This is a genomic window from Streptomyces ficellus (assembly GCF_030406405.1).
Taxonomy (GTDB): Bacteria; Actinomycetota; Actinomycetes; order Streptomycetales; family Streptomycetaceae; genus Streptomyces; species Streptomyces ficellus_B.
In genome coordinates, this window is sequence record NZ_JAUEPL010000046.1 from 39,988 (window position 1) to 55,623 (window position 15,636).

The 15,636-nt window shown below is 72.7% G+C and carries 15 protein-coding genes; 10 read left to right on the forward strand and 5 right to left on the reverse strand.

Features of this window, described 5'->3' with window-relative positions:
- Window position 1: 1 nt before the first annotated feature.
- Window positions 2-1,018, reverse strand: a complete 1,017-nt coding sequence (locus tag QWM81_RS24815; protein ID WP_290114566.1) for an aldo/keto reductase — start codon at window positions 1,016-1,018, stop codon at window positions 2-4.
- Complete coding sequence (locus QWM81_RS24820; RefSeq protein ID WP_290114567.1) at window positions 1,015-1,482, reverse strand: MerR family transcriptional regulator; 468 nt, start codon at window positions 1,480-1,482, stop codon at window positions 1,015-1,017. Before QWM81_RS24820 ends, QWM81_RS24815 begins: the two co-directional genes overlap by 4 nt.
- A gap of 87 nt (window positions 1,483-1,569) precedes the next feature.
- Between QWM81_RS24820 and QWM81_RS24825 the strand changes: the two genes are divergently transcribed.
- Window positions 1,570-2,388, forward strand: coding sequence for a serine hydrolase domain-containing protein (locus QWM81_RS24825; RefSeq protein ID WP_290114568.1), 819 nt, complete (start codon window positions 1,570-1,572; stop codon window positions 2,386-2,388).
- A gap of 66 nt (window positions 2,389-2,454) precedes the next feature.
- Here the strand turns inward: QWM81_RS24825 and QWM81_RS24830 are convergent, their stop codons facing one another.
- Window positions 2,455-3,159 (reverse strand): pirin family protein, encoded by a 705-nt coding sequence (locus QWM81_RS24830; RefSeq protein WP_435372451.1) that lies wholly within the window; start codon window positions 3,157-3,159, stop codon window positions 2,455-2,457.
- 39 nt (window positions 3,160-3,198) lie between these two features.
- Here QWM81_RS24830 and QWM81_RS24835 point away from each other — a divergent pair, with 39 nt between their 5' ends.
- The 5 genes from QWM81_RS24835 (at window position 3,199) to QWM81_RS24855 (ending at window position 8,141) form a co-directional block, all read left to right on the forward strand.
- On the forward strand, window positions 3,199-4,401 hold the full coding sequence (locus tag QWM81_RS24835) for a PucR family transcriptional regulator (protein ID WP_435372453.1): 1,203 nt from the start codon (window positions 3,199-3,201) through the stop codon (window positions 4,399-4,401).
- Between the two features lie 89 nt (window positions 4,402-4,490).
- The gene (locus tag QWM81_RS24840; RefSeq protein WP_290114570.1) at window positions 4,491-5,438 is read left to right on the forward strand and encodes an ACP S-malonyltransferase; all 948 of its coding nucleotides are present in this window, start codon (window positions 4,491-4,493) and stop codon (window positions 5,436-5,438) included.
- Between the two features lie 16 nt (window positions 5,439-5,454).
- Window positions 5,455-6,456 (forward strand): ketoacyl-ACP synthase III, encoded by a 1,002-nt coding sequence (locus QWM81_RS24845; RefSeq protein WP_290114571.1) that lies wholly within the window; start codon window positions 5,455-5,457, stop codon window positions 6,454-6,456.
- A 107-nt stretch (window positions 6,457-6,563) separates the two neighbouring features.
- Complete coding sequence (locus QWM81_RS24850; protein ID WP_290114572.1) at window positions 6,564-6,812, forward strand: acyl carrier protein; 249 nt, start codon at window positions 6,564-6,566, stop codon at window positions 6,810-6,812.
- A gap of 66 nt (window positions 6,813-6,878) precedes the next feature.
- Window positions 6,879-8,141 (forward strand): beta-ketoacyl-[acyl-carrier-protein] synthase family protein, encoded by a 1,263-nt coding sequence (locus tag QWM81_RS24855; RefSeq protein ID WP_290114573.1) that lies wholly within the window; start codon window positions 6,879-6,881, stop codon window positions 8,139-8,141.
- Window positions 8,142-8,442: 301 nt separating this feature from the next.
- Here the strand turns inward: QWM81_RS24855 and QWM81_RS24860 are convergent, their stop codons facing one another.
- Window positions 8,443-8,937 carry a DUF3145 domain-containing protein gene (locus QWM81_RS24860; RefSeq protein ID WP_290114574.1) on the reverse strand — a complete coding sequence of 165 codons (495 nt, stop codon included), beginning with the start codon at window positions 8,935-8,937 and terminating at the stop codon, window positions 8,443-8,445.
- 250 nt (window positions 8,938-9,187) lie between these two features.
- On the opposite strand from QWM81_RS24860, the gene QWM81_RS24865 reads away from it, so the two are divergent.
- Both QWM81_RS24865 and QWM81_RS24870 read left to right on the forward strand, forming a co-directional pair.
- On the forward strand, window positions 9,188-10,087 hold the full coding sequence (locus QWM81_RS24865) for an SGNH/GDSL hydrolase family protein (protein ID WP_290114575.1): 900 nt from the start codon (window positions 9,188-9,190) through the stop codon (window positions 10,085-10,087).
- Window positions 10,084-11,055, forward strand: coding sequence for an aldose epimerase family protein (locus QWM81_RS24870; RefSeq protein WP_290114576.1), 972 nt, complete (start codon window positions 10,084-10,086; stop codon window positions 11,053-11,055). The genes QWM81_RS24865 and QWM81_RS24870 overlap by 4 nt, the downstream gene beginning before the upstream one ends.
- On the opposite strand, the gene QWM81_RS24875 is transcribed toward QWM81_RS24870, so the two are convergent.
- Entirely contained in the window at window positions 11,052-13,493 is a 2,442-nt protein-coding gene (locus QWM81_RS24875) for a beta-glucosidase family protein (RefSeq protein WP_290114577.1), read from the reverse strand. The two genes, QWM81_RS24870 and QWM81_RS24875, sit on opposite strands and share 4 nt — an antisense overlap.
- A gap of 140 nt (window positions 13,494-13,633) precedes the next feature.
- On the opposite strand from QWM81_RS24875, the gene QWM81_RS24880 reads away from it, so the two are divergent.
- Both QWM81_RS24880 and QWM81_RS24885 read left to right on the forward strand, forming a co-directional pair.
- Window positions 13,634-14,200 carry a TetR/AcrR family transcriptional regulator gene (locus QWM81_RS24880; protein WP_290114578.1) on the forward strand — a complete coding sequence of 189 codons (567 nt, stop codon included), beginning with the start codon at window positions 13,634-13,636 and terminating at the stop codon, window positions 14,198-14,200.
- A gap of 58 nt (window positions 14,201-14,258) precedes the next feature.
- The gene (locus QWM81_RS24885; RefSeq protein ID WP_493660872.1) at window positions 14,259-15,509 is read left to right on the forward strand and encodes a PA0049 family protein; all 1,251 of its coding nucleotides are present in this window, start codon (window positions 14,259-14,261) and stop codon (window positions 15,507-15,509) included.
- Window positions 15,510-15,636 lie beyond the last annotated feature (127 nt).

Below are 15,636 nucleotides of genomic sequence, written 5' to 3' on the forward strand. Positions count from 1 at the left end.
ATCAGCCTTCGCGGGCGGCCGACGTGGACGACATGTCCGGGTACCGGTCGCCCGCCACCTGCGCGGCGATCGGTTCGAGCAGCGCCAGCTCGTCGGCGGTCAGCGTGATGCGGGTGGCCGCGGCGTTCTCCAGCAGCCGGGCGCGCTTGCGGGTGCCGGGGATCGGCACGACGGCCAGGCCGTGCACCTCCGCCCGCTGCTGGACCCAGGCGAGGGCGATCTGAGCGGGCGTCACCCCGCGCGCCTCCGCGATCGTGCGGACCGGCTCCAGCAGGGCGGCGTTGCGCCGGGCGTTGTCGCCCGAGAAGCGCGGCTGGAACTGCCGGAAGTCGCCGCCCGGCAGGTCCTTCGTCGCGTCGGCGAACGCCCCGGTGAGGAAGCCCCGCCCGAGCGGCGAGTACGGCACGAACGCCACGCCCAGCTCGGCCGCCGCGCCCACCGCGCTGTGCTCCACGTCCCGGGAGAACAGCGACCACTCGGACTGCAGGGCCGTGATCGGGTGCACGGCGTGCGCCTCGCGCAGTTCCGCGCCGGTCACCTCACTCAGCCCGAGGTGCTTGACGAGTCCGTGCTCCACCAGCTCGGCCATCGCGCCGACGGACTCGGCCAGCGGCACGGCCGGGTCGCGGCGGTGCATGTAGTACAGGTCGATGACGTCGACGCCCAGGCGGCGCAGGCTGCCCTCCACGGCGGACCTGATGTACGCGGGGTCGTTGCGGATGCCCCGGTAGTGGGGATCGTCGGTGCGCTCGATGGCGAACTTCGTCGCCAGGGTGATCTCGTCGCGGTGCGCGGCGACGAACGGCGCGAGGAACTCCTCGTTGGCGCCCTTCCCGTACATGTCGGCGGTGTCGATCAGCGTGACGCCCGCCTCCAGCGCGGCGTCGAGGGTGTCGCGGGCGGCGGCCTCGTCGGTGTCGCCGTAGAAGTCGCTGATGCCCATGGCGCCGAAGCCCTGGACGCCCACCAGGGGGCCGTCCGTGCCGAGGCGTACCGTGGCGATCTTGTCGATGCTCATGTGGTCCTCTCCGGGGCCCGCCGGGCGCCCGCGTAAAAGTCGATCTTGTAGTCGAGGACGGCGAGCGTGTCCTGGAGCTCCGCGATGCGTGCCCGCACATCACGGCGGGTCGACTCCAGCAGTTCCTGCCGCTCCTCGAAGGTGTGCTCGCCCTCGCGCACCAGCTCGGCGTAGCGCACCATGTCCGCCACGGGCATGCCGGTCAGTCGCAGCTTGCCGACGAAGGTCAGCCAGTCCAGGTCCCGGTTGGTGAACCGGCGCTGGCCGGTGTGCGACCGGTCGACGTGCGGCATCAGCCCGATCCGCTCGTACCAGCGCAGCGTGTGCGCGGTCAGCCCGGTCCAGGCCGACACCTCGCTGATCGTGTAGCGGTCCTGTCCGTCGGGGCGCGGATGCGGGGGCGGCGCGGAGGCGCAGGCGTCGGGGCGCCCGGTGCGCACGGGAGTGCTCTCGATCACCGTCATGGCCTCCACGCTAGGACCTTGGAGTGCACTCCAAGCAAGCGAGAACCCGGAGCTGTTCCGGCCGGGCACGGCGATAGGCTCGTACGCATGCAGAGCCTGGCGATGATCGAGAACTGGCCGGTACCGAACGCGGCGGCGGCCGTCGTGCGCGCGGACGGGACGGTCGCGGGCGCGCACGGCCCCACGGACCGGCCGTTCCCGCTGGCGTCGGTGACGAAGCCGCTCGCCGCGTACGCCGTGCTCGTGGCGTACGAGGAGGGGGCGGTCGAGCTGGACGAGCCGGCCGGGCCGGAGGGCTCCACGGTCCGGCACCTGCTGGCGCACACCTCGGGCCTCGCCTTCGACGAGCACCGGGTCATGGCACCGCCCGGCACGCGGCGGATCTACTCCAACGCCGGGTTCGAGGTGCTGGCCGATCACGTGGCGAAGGCGACCGACATCCCGTTCGCGGAGTATCTGCGCCAGGCGGTGCTGGAGCCGCTGGGCATGACGGCGACGGCGCTGGACGGCTCACCCGCGAAGGACGCCGTCTCGACGGTCGACGACCTGGTGCGGTTCGCCGCCGAGGTGCAGGCCCCGCGGCTGCTGGACCCGCGCACGGTCCTCGCCGCCATGTCGGTCGTCCACCCGGGCCTGTCCGGCGTCCTGCCCGGCTACGGACGCCACAAGCCCAACGACTGGGGTCTCGGCTTCGAGATCCGGGACGCCAAGTCCCCGCACTGGACGGGCACTTCCTCCTCACCGCGCACGGTCGGCCACTTCGGCCAGTCGGGCACGTTCCTGTGGATCGACCCGGACGCGAGCGCGGCCTGCGTCACCCTCACCGACCGCGCCTTCGGCCCGTGGGCCATCGAGGCGTGGCCGCCCTTCACGGACGCGGTCCTGGCGGAGCTGCGCGGGGCCTGATCCTCAGCCCGACGTCGGCCTGATCCTCGGCCCGACCTCGGCCCGACCTCGCGCGCCGGCGGCGGGTCAGCCGTTCATCTCCCACAGCAGTACCTCGGCCGGGCCGCCGGCCACCAGTTCCAGGTTCTCGGAGCCGGTGATCCGCGCCGCGTCCCCCGGGCCGAGTTCGTCGGCCTCCAGTCGCACGGTGCCGCGCACCACGTGGGCGTACACCTGGGGCGCGGTGGGCAGGGCGAGGCGTTCGCCGGGGGTGGTGGGGCGGCGGACGTGGAGCATGGCGGCCGCGGCCGGGACGGCGTAGGGGGTGGCGTCCGCGATGCCGCGCACCACCTCGTAGGAGGGCTTGCCGCCCGGCTCCTTCGGGGCCAGCCACATCTGTACGAAGACCAGCGGGCCGTCGCCGTCGTTGCGCTCCTCGTGCCGCACCCCGGCCGCCGCGCACAGGTGCTGTACGTCGCCGGGGCGGACCACCGCCGTGTGGCCGGTCGAGTCACGGTGGGTCAGCTCGCCCTCGACGACCCAGGTGACGATCTCGGTCCGGCTGTGGGGGTGCTCGTCGAAGCCGGACCCGGGCGCGAGCCGCTCCTCGTTGCAGGCCAGGATCGCGCCGAACCGGAGGTTGTCGGGGTCGTAGTAGCGTCCGAAGGAGAAGGCGTGCAGGGTCTCGATACCGCTCGCCGCGTCACCACCGCGGTAGCGCTCGCCCGCCCGCTGAATGGTCCACACCGGCCGGGAAGCGGTCGCGGCACCGTCTGGTTGCCAGGAAGTCACGGGACCACCGTAGACCCGGCCCCGCACGCCACCGTCCCGATAAGGCAGTCTTGTCCCGTGCCTGAACCCGCAGCGAACCACGCCCACCGCCATGCCGCCACCCTGAAGCGCCTGGAGCAGTCCTCGGGGCGGCTCGCCGCGAACGCGATTGCCCGCATGGACGAGACGCTGCCCTGGTACCGCGCCATGCCTCCGGAGAACCGGTCCTGGATCGGCCTGGTCGCCCAGGCCGGTATCGCCGCGTTCACCGAGTGGTTCCGGCACCCGGAGACCCCGCAGGCGATCTCGACGGACGTCTTCGGCACGGCTCCGCGCGAGCTGACCCGGGCGATCACGCTGCGCCAGACCGTCGAGATGGTGCGCACGACCATCGAGGTCATGGAGTCGGCGATCGAGGAGGTCGCCGCCCCGGGCGACGAGTCGGTGCTGCGCGAGGCGCTGCTCGTGTACGCGCGGGAGATCGCCTTCGCGACGGCCCAGGTGTACGCGCAGGCCGCCGAGGCACGCGGCGCGTGGGACGCCCGGCTGGAGTCCCTCGTGGTGAACGCGGTGCTGTCCGGCGAGGCCGACGAGGGCGCCGTCTCCCGGGCGGCCGCACTTGGCTGGAACTCGCCGGAGCATGTCTGCGTAATCCTGGGCACCGCCCCGGACGGCGACAGTGAACTGACCGTCGAGGCGATCCGGCGGGCCGCCCGGCACGCCAAGCTCCAGGTCCTCACCGGCGTCCTCGGCGACCGGCTCGTCGTCATCGCGGGCGGCAGTGACAACCCGCTGCAGGTCGCCAAGGCGCTGATCGGCCCGTACGCGGCCGGCCCCGTCGTCGCCGGGCCGATCGTGCCCGACCTGCTGGCCGCGACCCGGTCCGCGCAGGCCGCGGCGGCCGGCCTGAAGGCGTGCTCGGCGTGGCAGGACGCGCCGCGGCCGGTGCTGGCGGATGATCTGCTGCCGGAGCGCGCGATGGCCGGTGACCCATCGGCCCGCGAGCAGTTGGTGGAGGAGATCTACAGACCGCTGGAGGAGGCGGGCTCGGCGCTGCTGGAGACGCTGAGCGTCTATCTGGAGCAGGCGAGCAGTCTGGAGGGCGCGGCGCGGATGCTCTTCGTGCACCCCAACACCGTGCGCTACCGGCTTCGACGTGTGACCGACGTCACCGGATGGTCACCCTCCGATGTGCGTTCCGCCTTTACGCTACGGATCGCACTGATCCTGGGGCGTCTGGCCGACGCGGATCCCCAGTCCTAATCTTTTGTCGGACATCCACAATTCCCCTGACGGTTCTTCGTCCCTGTCCCCACGGGCGGTGGGAGCCGTCCACAAGAGAGAGTGTGAGGGTGCTCGTACTCGTCGCTCCCGGCCAAGGCGCTCAGACGCCCGGCTTCCTGACTCCCTGGCTCGACCTGCCCGGCGCCTCCGACCGCGTCGCCGCGTGGTCCGAGGCCATCGGGCTCGACCTCGTCCACTACGGCACCAAGGCCGACGAGGACGCGATCCGCGACACGGCGGTGGCCCAGCCGCTGCTGGTCGCGGCCGGTCTGCTGTCCGCCTCGGCACTGGGGACCGAGACATTCGCCGCCGACGCGGCGGGCACCCCCGGTGCCGTCGCCGGCCACAGCGTCGGTGAGATCACCGCCGCCGCGTTCGCCGGCGTCCTCGACGACACGGCCGCGCTCGGCTTCGTACGGACGCGTGGCCTGGCGATGGCCGAGGCCGCCGCCGTCACCGAGACCGGCATGTCGGCGCTGCTCGGCGGTGAGCCGGAGGTCACCGTCCCGCACCTGGAGAAGCTGGGCCTGACCCCGGCGAACGTGAACGGCGCGGGCCAGATCGTCGCCGCCGGCACGATGGAGCAGCTCGCGGCGCTGGAGGCGGACAAGCCCGAGGGCGTACGCCGCGTGGTGCCGCTCAAGGTCGCCGGCGCGTTCCACACGCACCACATGGCGCCCGCGGTCGCGACGCTCCAGAAGGCCGCCGAGGGCCTGCGCGTCGCCGACCCGGCCGTGCCGTACGTCTCCAACAAGGACGGGCAGACCGTCACGACGGGCGCCGATGTCGTCGCCCGCCTGGTCGGCCAGGTCGCGAATCCCGTGCGCTGGGACCTGTGCATGGAAACGTTCCAGCGGCTCGGCGTGACCGCCCTGGTCGAGGTGTGCCCCGGCGGCACGCTCACCGGCATCGCCAAGCGCGCCCTGAAGGGTGTCAAGACGCTCGCGCTGAAGACGCCGGACGACCTGGACGCGGCCCGCACGCTCATCGCCGAGCACGCGCGCCCCGCCGCCTGACAAGGAGCCGTAGCACATGGCGAAGATCAAGCCCAGCCAGGGCGCCCCGTACGCGCGCATCATGGGTGTCGGCGGCTACCGCCCCACCCGGGTCGTGCCGAACGAGGTGATCCTGGAGACGATCGACTCGTCCGACGAGTGGATCCGCTCGCGCTCCGGCATCGCCACCCGCCACTGGGCCTCCCCCGAGGAGACCGTGACCGCGATGTCGGTCGAGGCGGCGGGCAAGGCCATCGCGGACGCCGGGATCACCCCCGCGCAGATCAGCGGTGTGATCGTCTCCACCGTCTCGCACTTCAAGCAGACCCCGGCCGTCGCCACCGAGATCGCGGACAAGATCGGCGCGAACAAGCCGGCCGCGTTCGACATCTCGGCGGGCTGCGCGGGCTTCGGCTACGGCCTCACCCTCGCCAAGGGCATGGTGGTGGAAGGCTCGGCAGAGTACGTACTGGTGATCGGCGTCGAGCGGCTCAGCGACCTGACCGACCTGGAGGACCGTGCGACGGCCTTCCTGTTCGGTGACGGCGCGGGCGCGGTCGTCGTCGGCCCCGCGAAGGAGCCGGCGATCGGCCCCACCGTGTGGGGCTCCGAGGGCGACAAGTCCGAGACCATCAAGCAGACCGTGGCCTGGACCGACTACCGCGACGGCACGGTCGAGAAGTTCCCGGCCATCACGCAGGAGGGCCAGGCGGTGTTCCGCTGGGCCGTCTTCGAGATGGCCAAGGTCGCCCAGCAGGCCCTGGACGCCGCCGGCATCTCGGCGGCCGACCTGGACGTCTTCATTCCGCACCAGGCCAACATGCGGATCATCGACTCGATGGTGAAGACGCTCAAGCTGCCGGAGCACGTCACGGTCGCCCGCGACGTGGAGACCACCGGCAACACCTCGGCCGCCTCGATTCCGCTCGCGATGGAGCGGCTCCTGGCGACCGGGCAGGCGAAGAGCGGTGACACCGCGCTCGTCATCGGCTTCGGGGCGGGTCTCGTCTACGCCGCGACGGTCGTTACCCTCCCCTAGGCACCGTTCGGATCTTTCCCCCGGATCGTTCCGGACGACCAGCCTCACACCTCTGAGAAAAACCCTCTGAGAAACACCCTCTGAGGAACACACCGAAGGAGCGCCACATGGCCGCCACTCAGGACGAGATCGTCAAGGGCCTCGCCGAGATCGTGAACGAGATCGCCGGCATCCCGGAGGAGGACGTCCAGCTGGACAAGTCCTTCACCGACGACCTGGACGTCGACTCCCTCTCGATGGTCGAGGTCGTCGTCGCCGCCGAAGAGCGCTTCGACGTCAAGATCCCCGACGAGGACGTCAAGAACCTCAAGACGGTCGGCGACGCTGCCGACTACATCCTGAAGCACCAGGGCTGATCGGATCGCCACCCGGCGGTGGCGCCGTATTCACGCATACCTCATACACGTGGAGAAAGAATTCCTGTGAACTCGACCAATCGCACCGTGGTCGTCACCGGTATCGGCGCAACCACACCGCTGGGTGGCGACTCCGCCGCGACCTGGGAAGGGCTGCTGGCGGGACGCTCCGGCGTCAAGCCCCTCGAAGGCGACCGCTACGCCGACATGCCCGTGCGTATCGCGGCCCCCGCGGCCGTCGACCCGGGCGACGTCCTGCCCCGCCCGCTCGCCCGCAAGCTGGACCGCTCGGCGCAGTTCGCCGTGATCGCGGCCCGCGAGGCGTGGGCGGACGCGGGCTTCACCGCCCCCGCGGGCGAGGACGGGTCCGTCGCCCCCGAGCGGCTCGGCACCGTCATCGCCTCCGGCATCGGTGGCGTGACGACCCTGCTGGACCAGTACGACGTGCTGAAGGAGAAGGGCGTACGCCGCGTCTCCCCGCACACCGTGCCGATGCTCATGCCCAACAGCCCCTCCGCCAACGTCGGCCTGGAGGTGAACGCCCGCGCGGGCGTGCACACCCCGGTCTCGGCGTGCGCGTCGGGCGCGGAGGCGATCGGCTACGCCGTCGAGATGATCCGCACCGGCCGCGCCGACGTGGTCGTCGCGGGCGGCACCGAGGCGGCGATCCACCCGCTGCCGGTCGCCGCGTTCGCCAACATGATGGCGATGTCCAAGAACAACGACGAGCCCGAGAAGGCCTCGCGCCCCTACGACAAGGCCCGTGACGGCTTCGTCCTGGGCGAGGGCGCCGGTGTCGTCATCCTGGAGTCCGCCGAGCACGCGGCGGCGCGCGGCGCGAAGGTCTACTGCGAGGCGCTGGGCCAGGGCCTGTCGGCCGACAGCCACCACATCGCCCAGCCCGAGCCGACCGGGCGCGGTATCGCCGCGGCGCTGCAGAACCTGCTGGACACCACCGACCTGAAGCCGTCGGAGGTCGTCCACCTCAACGCCCACGCCACGTCCACCCCGCAGGGTGACGTCGCCGAGGTGAAGGCGCTGCGCGCGGTGCTCGGCGAGGAGCTGGACCACGTGGCGATCTCGGCCACCAAGTCCATGACCGGCCACCTGCTGGGCGGCGCGGGCGGCATCGAGACCGTCGCCACGGTCCTGGCGCTCCACCACCGCACGGCCCCGCCGACGATCAACGTCGACGACCTGGACGAGGCGGTCGACGCGGACGTCGTCCGCGACACCCCGCGCCCGCTGCCCGAGGGCACGATCGCCGCGATCAACAATTCATTCGGCTTCGGCGGCCACAACGTGGTGCTCGCCTTCCGCACCGTCTGACCTGCCCCGGCCCGGTCCGCCGGACGGAGTCCGGCGCAGCGATCCGAAGCCTGCCCGGCCCCCCGGGGCCGGGCAGTGCGAGAGTCGCACGAAAAAGCGCCAACTCGTTCGGCTTCGGCGGCCACAACGTGGTGCTCGCCTTCCGCACCGTCTGACCCCCCTTTGCGCCTGAACCGGCGCCGCTCTCGCGGACGTGGTTGCTCGCCGTCGGGGTTCCTCAATTGATGGTTGCGGCGCCTCTGACCACGACAAGGGCCCACCCGAATCACTCGGGTGGGCCCTTCGTCGCGTACGGGGCCGGTCAGACCACCTGGTGCAGCCAGCGGACCGGGGCGCCTTCGCCGGCGTAGCGGAAGGGTTCCAGCTCGTCGTCCCAGGGCTTGCCGAGCAGTTTGGCGATCTCCGCCGCCAGTTCGGTCTCGCCCTGCGCGGAGCGGGCGAGGGCGGCGCGGAGGCGGTCCTCGGGGATCAGGATGTCGCCGTGGATGCCGGTGACGGCGTGGAAGATACCCAGCTCGGGCGTGGCGCTGTAGCGTTCGCCCTCGGCCGTGGGGCACGGCTCGGCGGTCACCTCGAAGCGGAGCATCTGCCAGCCGCGCAGCGCGGAGGCCAGCTTGGATGCGGTGCCCGGTTCGCCCTGCCAGGAGAACTCGGCTCTCCACGTTCCCGGGGAGGCCGGCTGCCGGATCCAATCGAGCTGGACCCTCGCGCCGAGCACACCCGCCACCGCCCATTCGACGTGCGGGCACAGCGCACGCGGTGCGGAGTGTACGTACAGGACTCCACGTGTCGTCACCGGGACCTCCAGTGTGGGACGAGGTTCGCCTTTCCCAGCGGCCTCAGTAAACAGCATCGGGAGTGAAACTCCGCAAAAGGGACAGCATGTGACGTGATGTAATTTACCGGAGCCGATTGGCGAAGGCGCCTGACGGTTCGACGGGGAAAAGCTACCGTGCGCCGGGGCGCTTGGGATGACGTACGGTCTGCCGGGGGGACGTTGACACCAAGCTTTCACTCGCCAGGACGCCGACGAAAGGGCCACGGGGATGCCCGACAGCCGACGAATCCGCATACGGAAACGTGCCGCCGTCGCCCTGTCGGCGGCGGCGCTGCTGGTCTGCGGCGCGGCGCTGTCCGGGTGTGAGGCGTCGCCCGGGGGCGGCCCGAAGGCCACGGCGCGCCCCTCGCCCTCCCCCTCCCCCTCCCCCGCGTGGGACCGCAGCCCGGCCTCGGTCGCGGCCGTCGGCGACTCCATCACGCGCGGGTTCGACACGTGCGCGCTGCTGGCCGACTGCCCCGAGGCGTCGTGGGCGACCGGTACCGACGCGCGGGTGGACAGCCTCGCGCTGCGGCTCCTCGGGGCGTCCGCGCTGCCCGCCCGCAGCTGGAACCTGGCCCGCTCCGGGGCCCGGATGGCGGACCTGCCCGTCCAGATGGCGGCGGCGGCCGCGCGGAAGCCCGGACTGGTGACGGTGATGGCCGGCGCGAACGACGCCTGCCGGGACTCCACCGCCCTGATGACCCCGGTGGCCGATTTCCGCGCGTCGTTCGAGGAGGCGATGCGGCGGCTGCGCGTCGCGTCGCCGAAGAGCCAGGTGTACGTGTCGAGCGTGCCGGACCTGAAACGGCTCTGGTCGGTCGGGCGTGGCAACGCGCTCGGCAAGCAGGTGTGGAAGCTCGGCATCTGCGCCTCGATGCTGGGCGGCGCCGACGACCTGAGCCCGGCCGCCGAGCAGCGGCGCGAGACGGTGCACGGCCGGGTGGTGGCGTACAACGAGGTGCTGCGGGACGTCTGCGCGAAGGACCGGCTCTGCCGGTACGACGGCGGGGCGGTGTTCGCCTACCGGTTCACAAGTAGGGAGCTCAGCCCGTGGGACTGGTTCCATCCGAGCGTGGGCGGCCAGGAGCGGCTGGCGGAGATCGCGTACCGCATCATCACCGCATGAGAACTCGATGTGAACCGTGCGGCCGGCTGGCCGACGGTACGACGGTCCACCGCTGGGTCCTGGAGCGGGGCGGCACGCGGGTGGGTGTCCTGACGTACGGCGGCATCGTGCAGTCGGTGGAGATCGCCGACCGGGACGGCGCCGTCGCGAACGTGGTGCTGGGGCATGACTCCCCGGCCGGGTACGAGGCCGATCCGGGGCCGTACTTCGGGGCGCTGGTGGGGCGGTACGCGAACCGGATAGCGGGCGGGTCGTTCACGCTGGACGGACGGACCTACCGGCTGGCGCGCAACGGCGGGCCGAACAGTCTGCACGGCGGGGAACGCGGGTTCGACAAGCGGGTGTGGCACGCGGAGGCCGTCGAGGGCGGGGTGCGGCTGTCGCGGGTCAGCCCGGACGGCGAGGAGGGCTTCCCCGGGCGGCTGGAGGTGTCCGCCACGTACACCCTGGACGCCTCGGGCGCGCTGCGGATCGCCTACGAGGCGGTGACGGACGCGCCGACCGTCGTGGCGCTGACCAACCACACGTACTGGAACCTGGGCGGTGCGCACGAGCTGCGGATCGCGGCCGGGCACTTCACGCCGCTGGACGACGCCTCGGTGCCGACCGGCGAGATCGCGAAGGTGGACGGCACGTGGCTGGACTTCCGCGAGCCGCGCCCCGTGGGCACGGGGCTGGACCACAACTTCGTCCTGGACGCCCCGGACGCCCTGGACGCCCTGGACGCCCCGGACGGCGACCGCGACGGCCCGGCGGCCGAGCTCTCCTCCCCGGTGACGGGACGCCTGGTGACGGTCCGTACGACCGAGCCGGGTCTCCAGGTGTACGCGCCGGAACACCTGGACGGGGTGGCTCTGGAGACGCAGCACTTCCCGGACTCGCCGAACCGGCCGCATTTCCCGAGCACGGTCCTGCGGCCGGGCGAGGTGTACACGTCCGAGACCGTGTACGGGTTCGGGATTCGCTAGTCCGTTCCGTCGACCGTCAGCGTGGCGCCCAGGCGGGTGTCGGTGAGGGAGCGGCCGGTCCGGACGTCGTACGAACCCGGGATCGCCGTCCACGCACCGGTTTCCTCGTCCCAGACCTCGAACGCCCTGCGCGGGAGCGGGATCTCGGCCTCGGCGCTCTCGCCGGGGCCGGCCTCGACCCCCGCGAAGCCCGCCAGCCAGCGGGCCGGGCGCTCCACCGGGCCGGGCGTCACCGGCGAGACGTACAGCTGGACGACCTCGCGGCCGGGGCGGGAGCCGGTGTTGCGGACGCGGACGGTGGCGCCGTCCGGGGTCAGCTCCAGCGACTCGTACTCCCAGGTGGTGTAGCCCAGGCCGTGACCGAAGGGGTACGCGGGGGTGGCGCCGGCCTTGTCCCAGGCGCGGTAGCCGATGAACAGGCCCTCGGTGTAGTGGAGTTCGCCATTGGTGGGGGTGACCTCGGTGACCGGCGCGTCGGCGAGGGTGGCCGGCCAGGTGGTGGGCAGGCGTCCGCCCGGCTCCTCGGCGCCGAGGAGGACGTCGGCGAGCGCGGCGCCGCCCTCCTGGCCGGGGAACCAGCTGAGCAGCACGGCCGCCACCTCCTCGCGCCAGGGCATCTCCACCGGGGAGCCGGCGTTCACGACCACGACCGTGTTCGGGTTGGCGGCCGCCACGGCGCGCACCAGGTCGTCCTGACGCCCCGGCAGCTTCAGGTCCGCGCGGTCGAAGCCCTCGGACTCGACGCGTTCGGTGGTGGCGACCACGACGATCGCGGTGTCGGCGGCGCGGGCGGCCGCCACGGCTTCGGCGATCAGCTCGTCGGGGTCGCGGCGCGGGCCGAGGTGGAGGAGGGAGAACAGGACGCCCGGCAGCGGCGCCGCGTGCTCCCGGTCGAGCGGGTGGAGCAGCGACACCTCGACGGGTACGCCTTCGGTGAGGGCGACCGTGCCGCGCTCGGCCGGGGCGCCGAAGAACGCCTCGAAGGGGTCGGCCTCCTCGCCCATGCCCTGAACGCCGTCGTAGAGGGTCTCGCCCGCGACGGTGAGCGTGAAGGCGCCGAGGCCGCGTGTGCCGAAGGCGTGCTCGCCGCTCTCGCGGGGTGTGAAGGTGCCGGTGACCTCGACACTGTGCAGGGTGTCGTGGGTGACGCCGTCGGGCAGGTCGTCGCCGATCCACTGGACCTGGCCGCTCGGCAGGGAGCGTTCACCGATGACGTTGCCGGCGGCGTCCCGGCAGACGGCGCGCAGCCGGAAGCCCGGCCCCGCGGGGGCGGGTTCGTCGCTGGGGTCGGCGCCGGTCGCGTACGTCAGCGAGGACGGCGGCAGCGCGGCGGCGAGGCCGTCGAGCGGGGAGACGACGTGGGCGGGGAAGACCTGGGCGGAGCCGCCGCCGAGGACGCGGGCGTCACGGGCGGCGGCGCCGATGAGGGCGACCTTTCGGCCTTCGGCGAGGGGCAGGGCGGCGTTTTCGTTCCGTACGAGGACGAAGGCGCGGCGGGCGATCTCGCGGGCGAGGGCCTCGCCGTCGATGGGCGCCGGGAGGCCGGTGACGACGGGCTCGGCACCCTCCAGGGCGCCGACACGGGCCGCGAGGCGCAGCACACGCCGTACGGCTTCCTCGACGGCCGCCTCGTCGGCCTCCCCCGCGCGGACGGCGGCGGCGAGGGCCCGGCCGTACACGGTGTCCGGCCCGGGCATGGCGAGGTCGAGGCCGCCTTCGATGGCGCGTGTGGTGTCGCGGGCGGCCATCCAGTCGGAGACGTTGACGCCGTCGAAGCCCCACTCGCCGCGCAGCACCTCGTTCACCAGGTGGTGGTGTTCGGTCATCGTCGTACCGTTGACCTGGTTGTAGGCGGTCATGATGCCCCATGGGCGGGCGTTCTTGACGATCGTCTCGAACGGGGCGAGGTACAGCTCGCGCAGCGGCCGGGCGGCGACCTTGTTGTCGACGGTGAAGCGGTCGGTCTCGGCGTCGTTGGCGACGAAGTGCTTGACGGTGGTGGCGACGCCGCCGTCCTGGACGCCCCGCACATAGCCGGTGCCGATGGCGCCCGTGAGGTGCGGGTCTTCGCTGTACGCCTCGAAGTGGCGCCCGCCCAGCGGCGAGCGGTGCAGGTTGACCGTGGGAGCGAGCAGCACGTGGACGCCCTTGCGGCGGGCTTCCTGGGCGAGCAGGCGGCCCGCGCGGCGGGCGAGGCCGGGGTCCCAGGTGGCGGCGAGGGCGGTCGGGGAGGGCAGCGCGATGGACGGGTCGTCGGCGGTCCACCGGACGCCGCGTACGCCGATGGGGCCGTCGGACATGACGAGGGAGGCCAGGCCGATGTCGGGCAGCGCGGGCAGGGACCACATGTCCTGGCCGGCCAGGAGCCGGGTCCTGGCGTCGAGGCCGAGCTTGCCGAGTGCCGCTTCCACGGCCTGTTCGCGACCGGCGTCTGTCACTGTCGTACCTCCGTGTCGTCGGCGTACTGCGGTGCTGCTGTGCTGCTGTGCTGCGCGGTGCGTGCGTCCATGGTGAGGGGTTGTTTGTAACCCGGTAGGTTTCGTTGCGGTTTTGTGATGTCCAGGACAGGGGTGTGAGGATGGCAGCGGCCAGGGCCAGGAGTGAGGAAAGACGCGCCGCGATCGTGCGCGCCGCCCTGGAAGTGATCGCCGAGCGCGGCTACCGGGGCGCGTCGCTCGGGGCGGTCGCCGAACGGGTCGGGCTGACCCAGCAGGGGCTGCTGCACTACTTCCCCACCAAGGAGGCGCTGCTCATCGCCGTCCTGGAGGAGCGGGACCAGTGGGACACGGGCGGCGGGGCCCGGGAGGGCTGGCGGCTCGACCTGCTGGGCTCCCTCGTCGAGTACAACGCGATGCGGCCCGGCATCGTGCAGACCTTCTCGGCGCTGCTCGGCGAGAGCGTGACGGAGGATCATCCGGCGCGGGAGTTCTTCACGCGCCGCTACGCCCAGGTGCGGGCGGAGATGGCGGCCGTGCTGCGTGCGGAGTACGGGGACCGGCTGCCGGGCGGGCTCACCCCGGAGCAGGCGGCGCCGCTGGTGGCGGCCGTGATGGACGGGTTGCAGTACCAGTGGCTGCTGGACCCCGACGCGGTGGACATGCCGGCGGCCTTCCGGGACTTTCTGCGGCTGTTGGGGGCGCGGTAGCGTTCCGGGATCCGACGGAAGGCTGCCTCCTGTGTCCCGAATACCCTTGCGTACCACGCTGGTTGCCGCGTTCGCCGCGCTGGTGTTTCCCCTGGCTCCCGCCCAGGCGGCGGCCCCCGCCGTGGAGCCCACCGCCGTGGAGCCCACCGCCGTGGAGCCCACCGCCGTGGAGCCCACCGTCGAGGAGGCCCGCCTCGACCGGGCCGTACCGCGGGAGATCCTGCGACGCGGCGGATTCGACACGGTGGCGCCCGAGCTCGCCGTCGCGCTGGAGGGGGCACCGTCGTACGCGGCGGCCGAGCGGACCGTCGTACGGCAGGGGTCGCGGCTGTGGCGGCGCGCGGTGGACCGGGCCCAGGGGCGCGGCCCGGTACGCGGAGACCTGGCGCGGGACGACGACCGGCCGCTGTACTGGGCGCGGCTGGGGATGACCCGCGAACTGCGCGCCTGGGAGCCGCGCTTCGCCCTCTCGTCCGCCGAGCGCGCCCGGCTGCTGGAGCGGCTGGAGACCTCCTCGCGGGGCCAGGACGCGATCCGCTTCCCGGTCGGCAAGGGCATCAAGCGCGTGCTGATGACCGGGTTCGACCCGTTCACGCTGGACCGTGACATCCGGATCAGCAACCCGTCCGGGGCGGCGGCGCTGGCGCTGGACGGCCGGCTGATCCGTACGGCGGACGGGGAACTGGCGCGGGTGGAGACGGCGGTGTTCCCGGTGCGCTGGCGGGACTTCGCGGACGGCATGGTGGAGCGGGCCCTGCGGCCGCACCTGCCGCGCGTGGATGTGTTCACCACGGTGAGCCAGGGCCGCGTCGGCCGCTTCGACATCGAGCGTTTCAACGGAGCCTGGCGGGGCGGGTTCGGCGACAACGAGAACGTGTCCGAGACCGGGACCGTGCCGGTCACCGACCCGGCCTCGCAGCCGCAGTGGACGGTGACGACCCTCCCGTACGCGAAGATCGTGGCGGCCGGCACCGGGCGCTTCCCGGTGTACGACAACACGTCGGTGACCGAGATCCCGGCGGGCGGCACGGCCCCCGTGGTCAGGCCCGATGGCCCGACACCCGGCTCGGCGGCCCGCGCGGGCGGCGGCGGGGACTACCTCTCCAACGAGATCGCCTACCGCGCCACGCTGCTGCGCGACCGGCTCGGCCTGACCGGCCTGCCGGGCGGGCATGTGCACACGCCGGTGCTCCGGTTCGGCGCGGGCAACACGGACGCGGTGACGGACCCGGAGTTCCTGCGCAACCGGGCGGACATCACCGCACAGGTCCGGGCGATCATCGCGGTGGCCGCCGCCGCCACGGACTGAGCCGGCTTCGCGCGCCCGCGCGGGCCGGAGCCGCCCGTGCGCCCGAAGATGCTGGGCCGGCTGGCCCAGGAGCCGGTCGGCCTCGGCGACGGCCGGGAGCGGGGCGTCCACGAACTGCTCCTGCAAG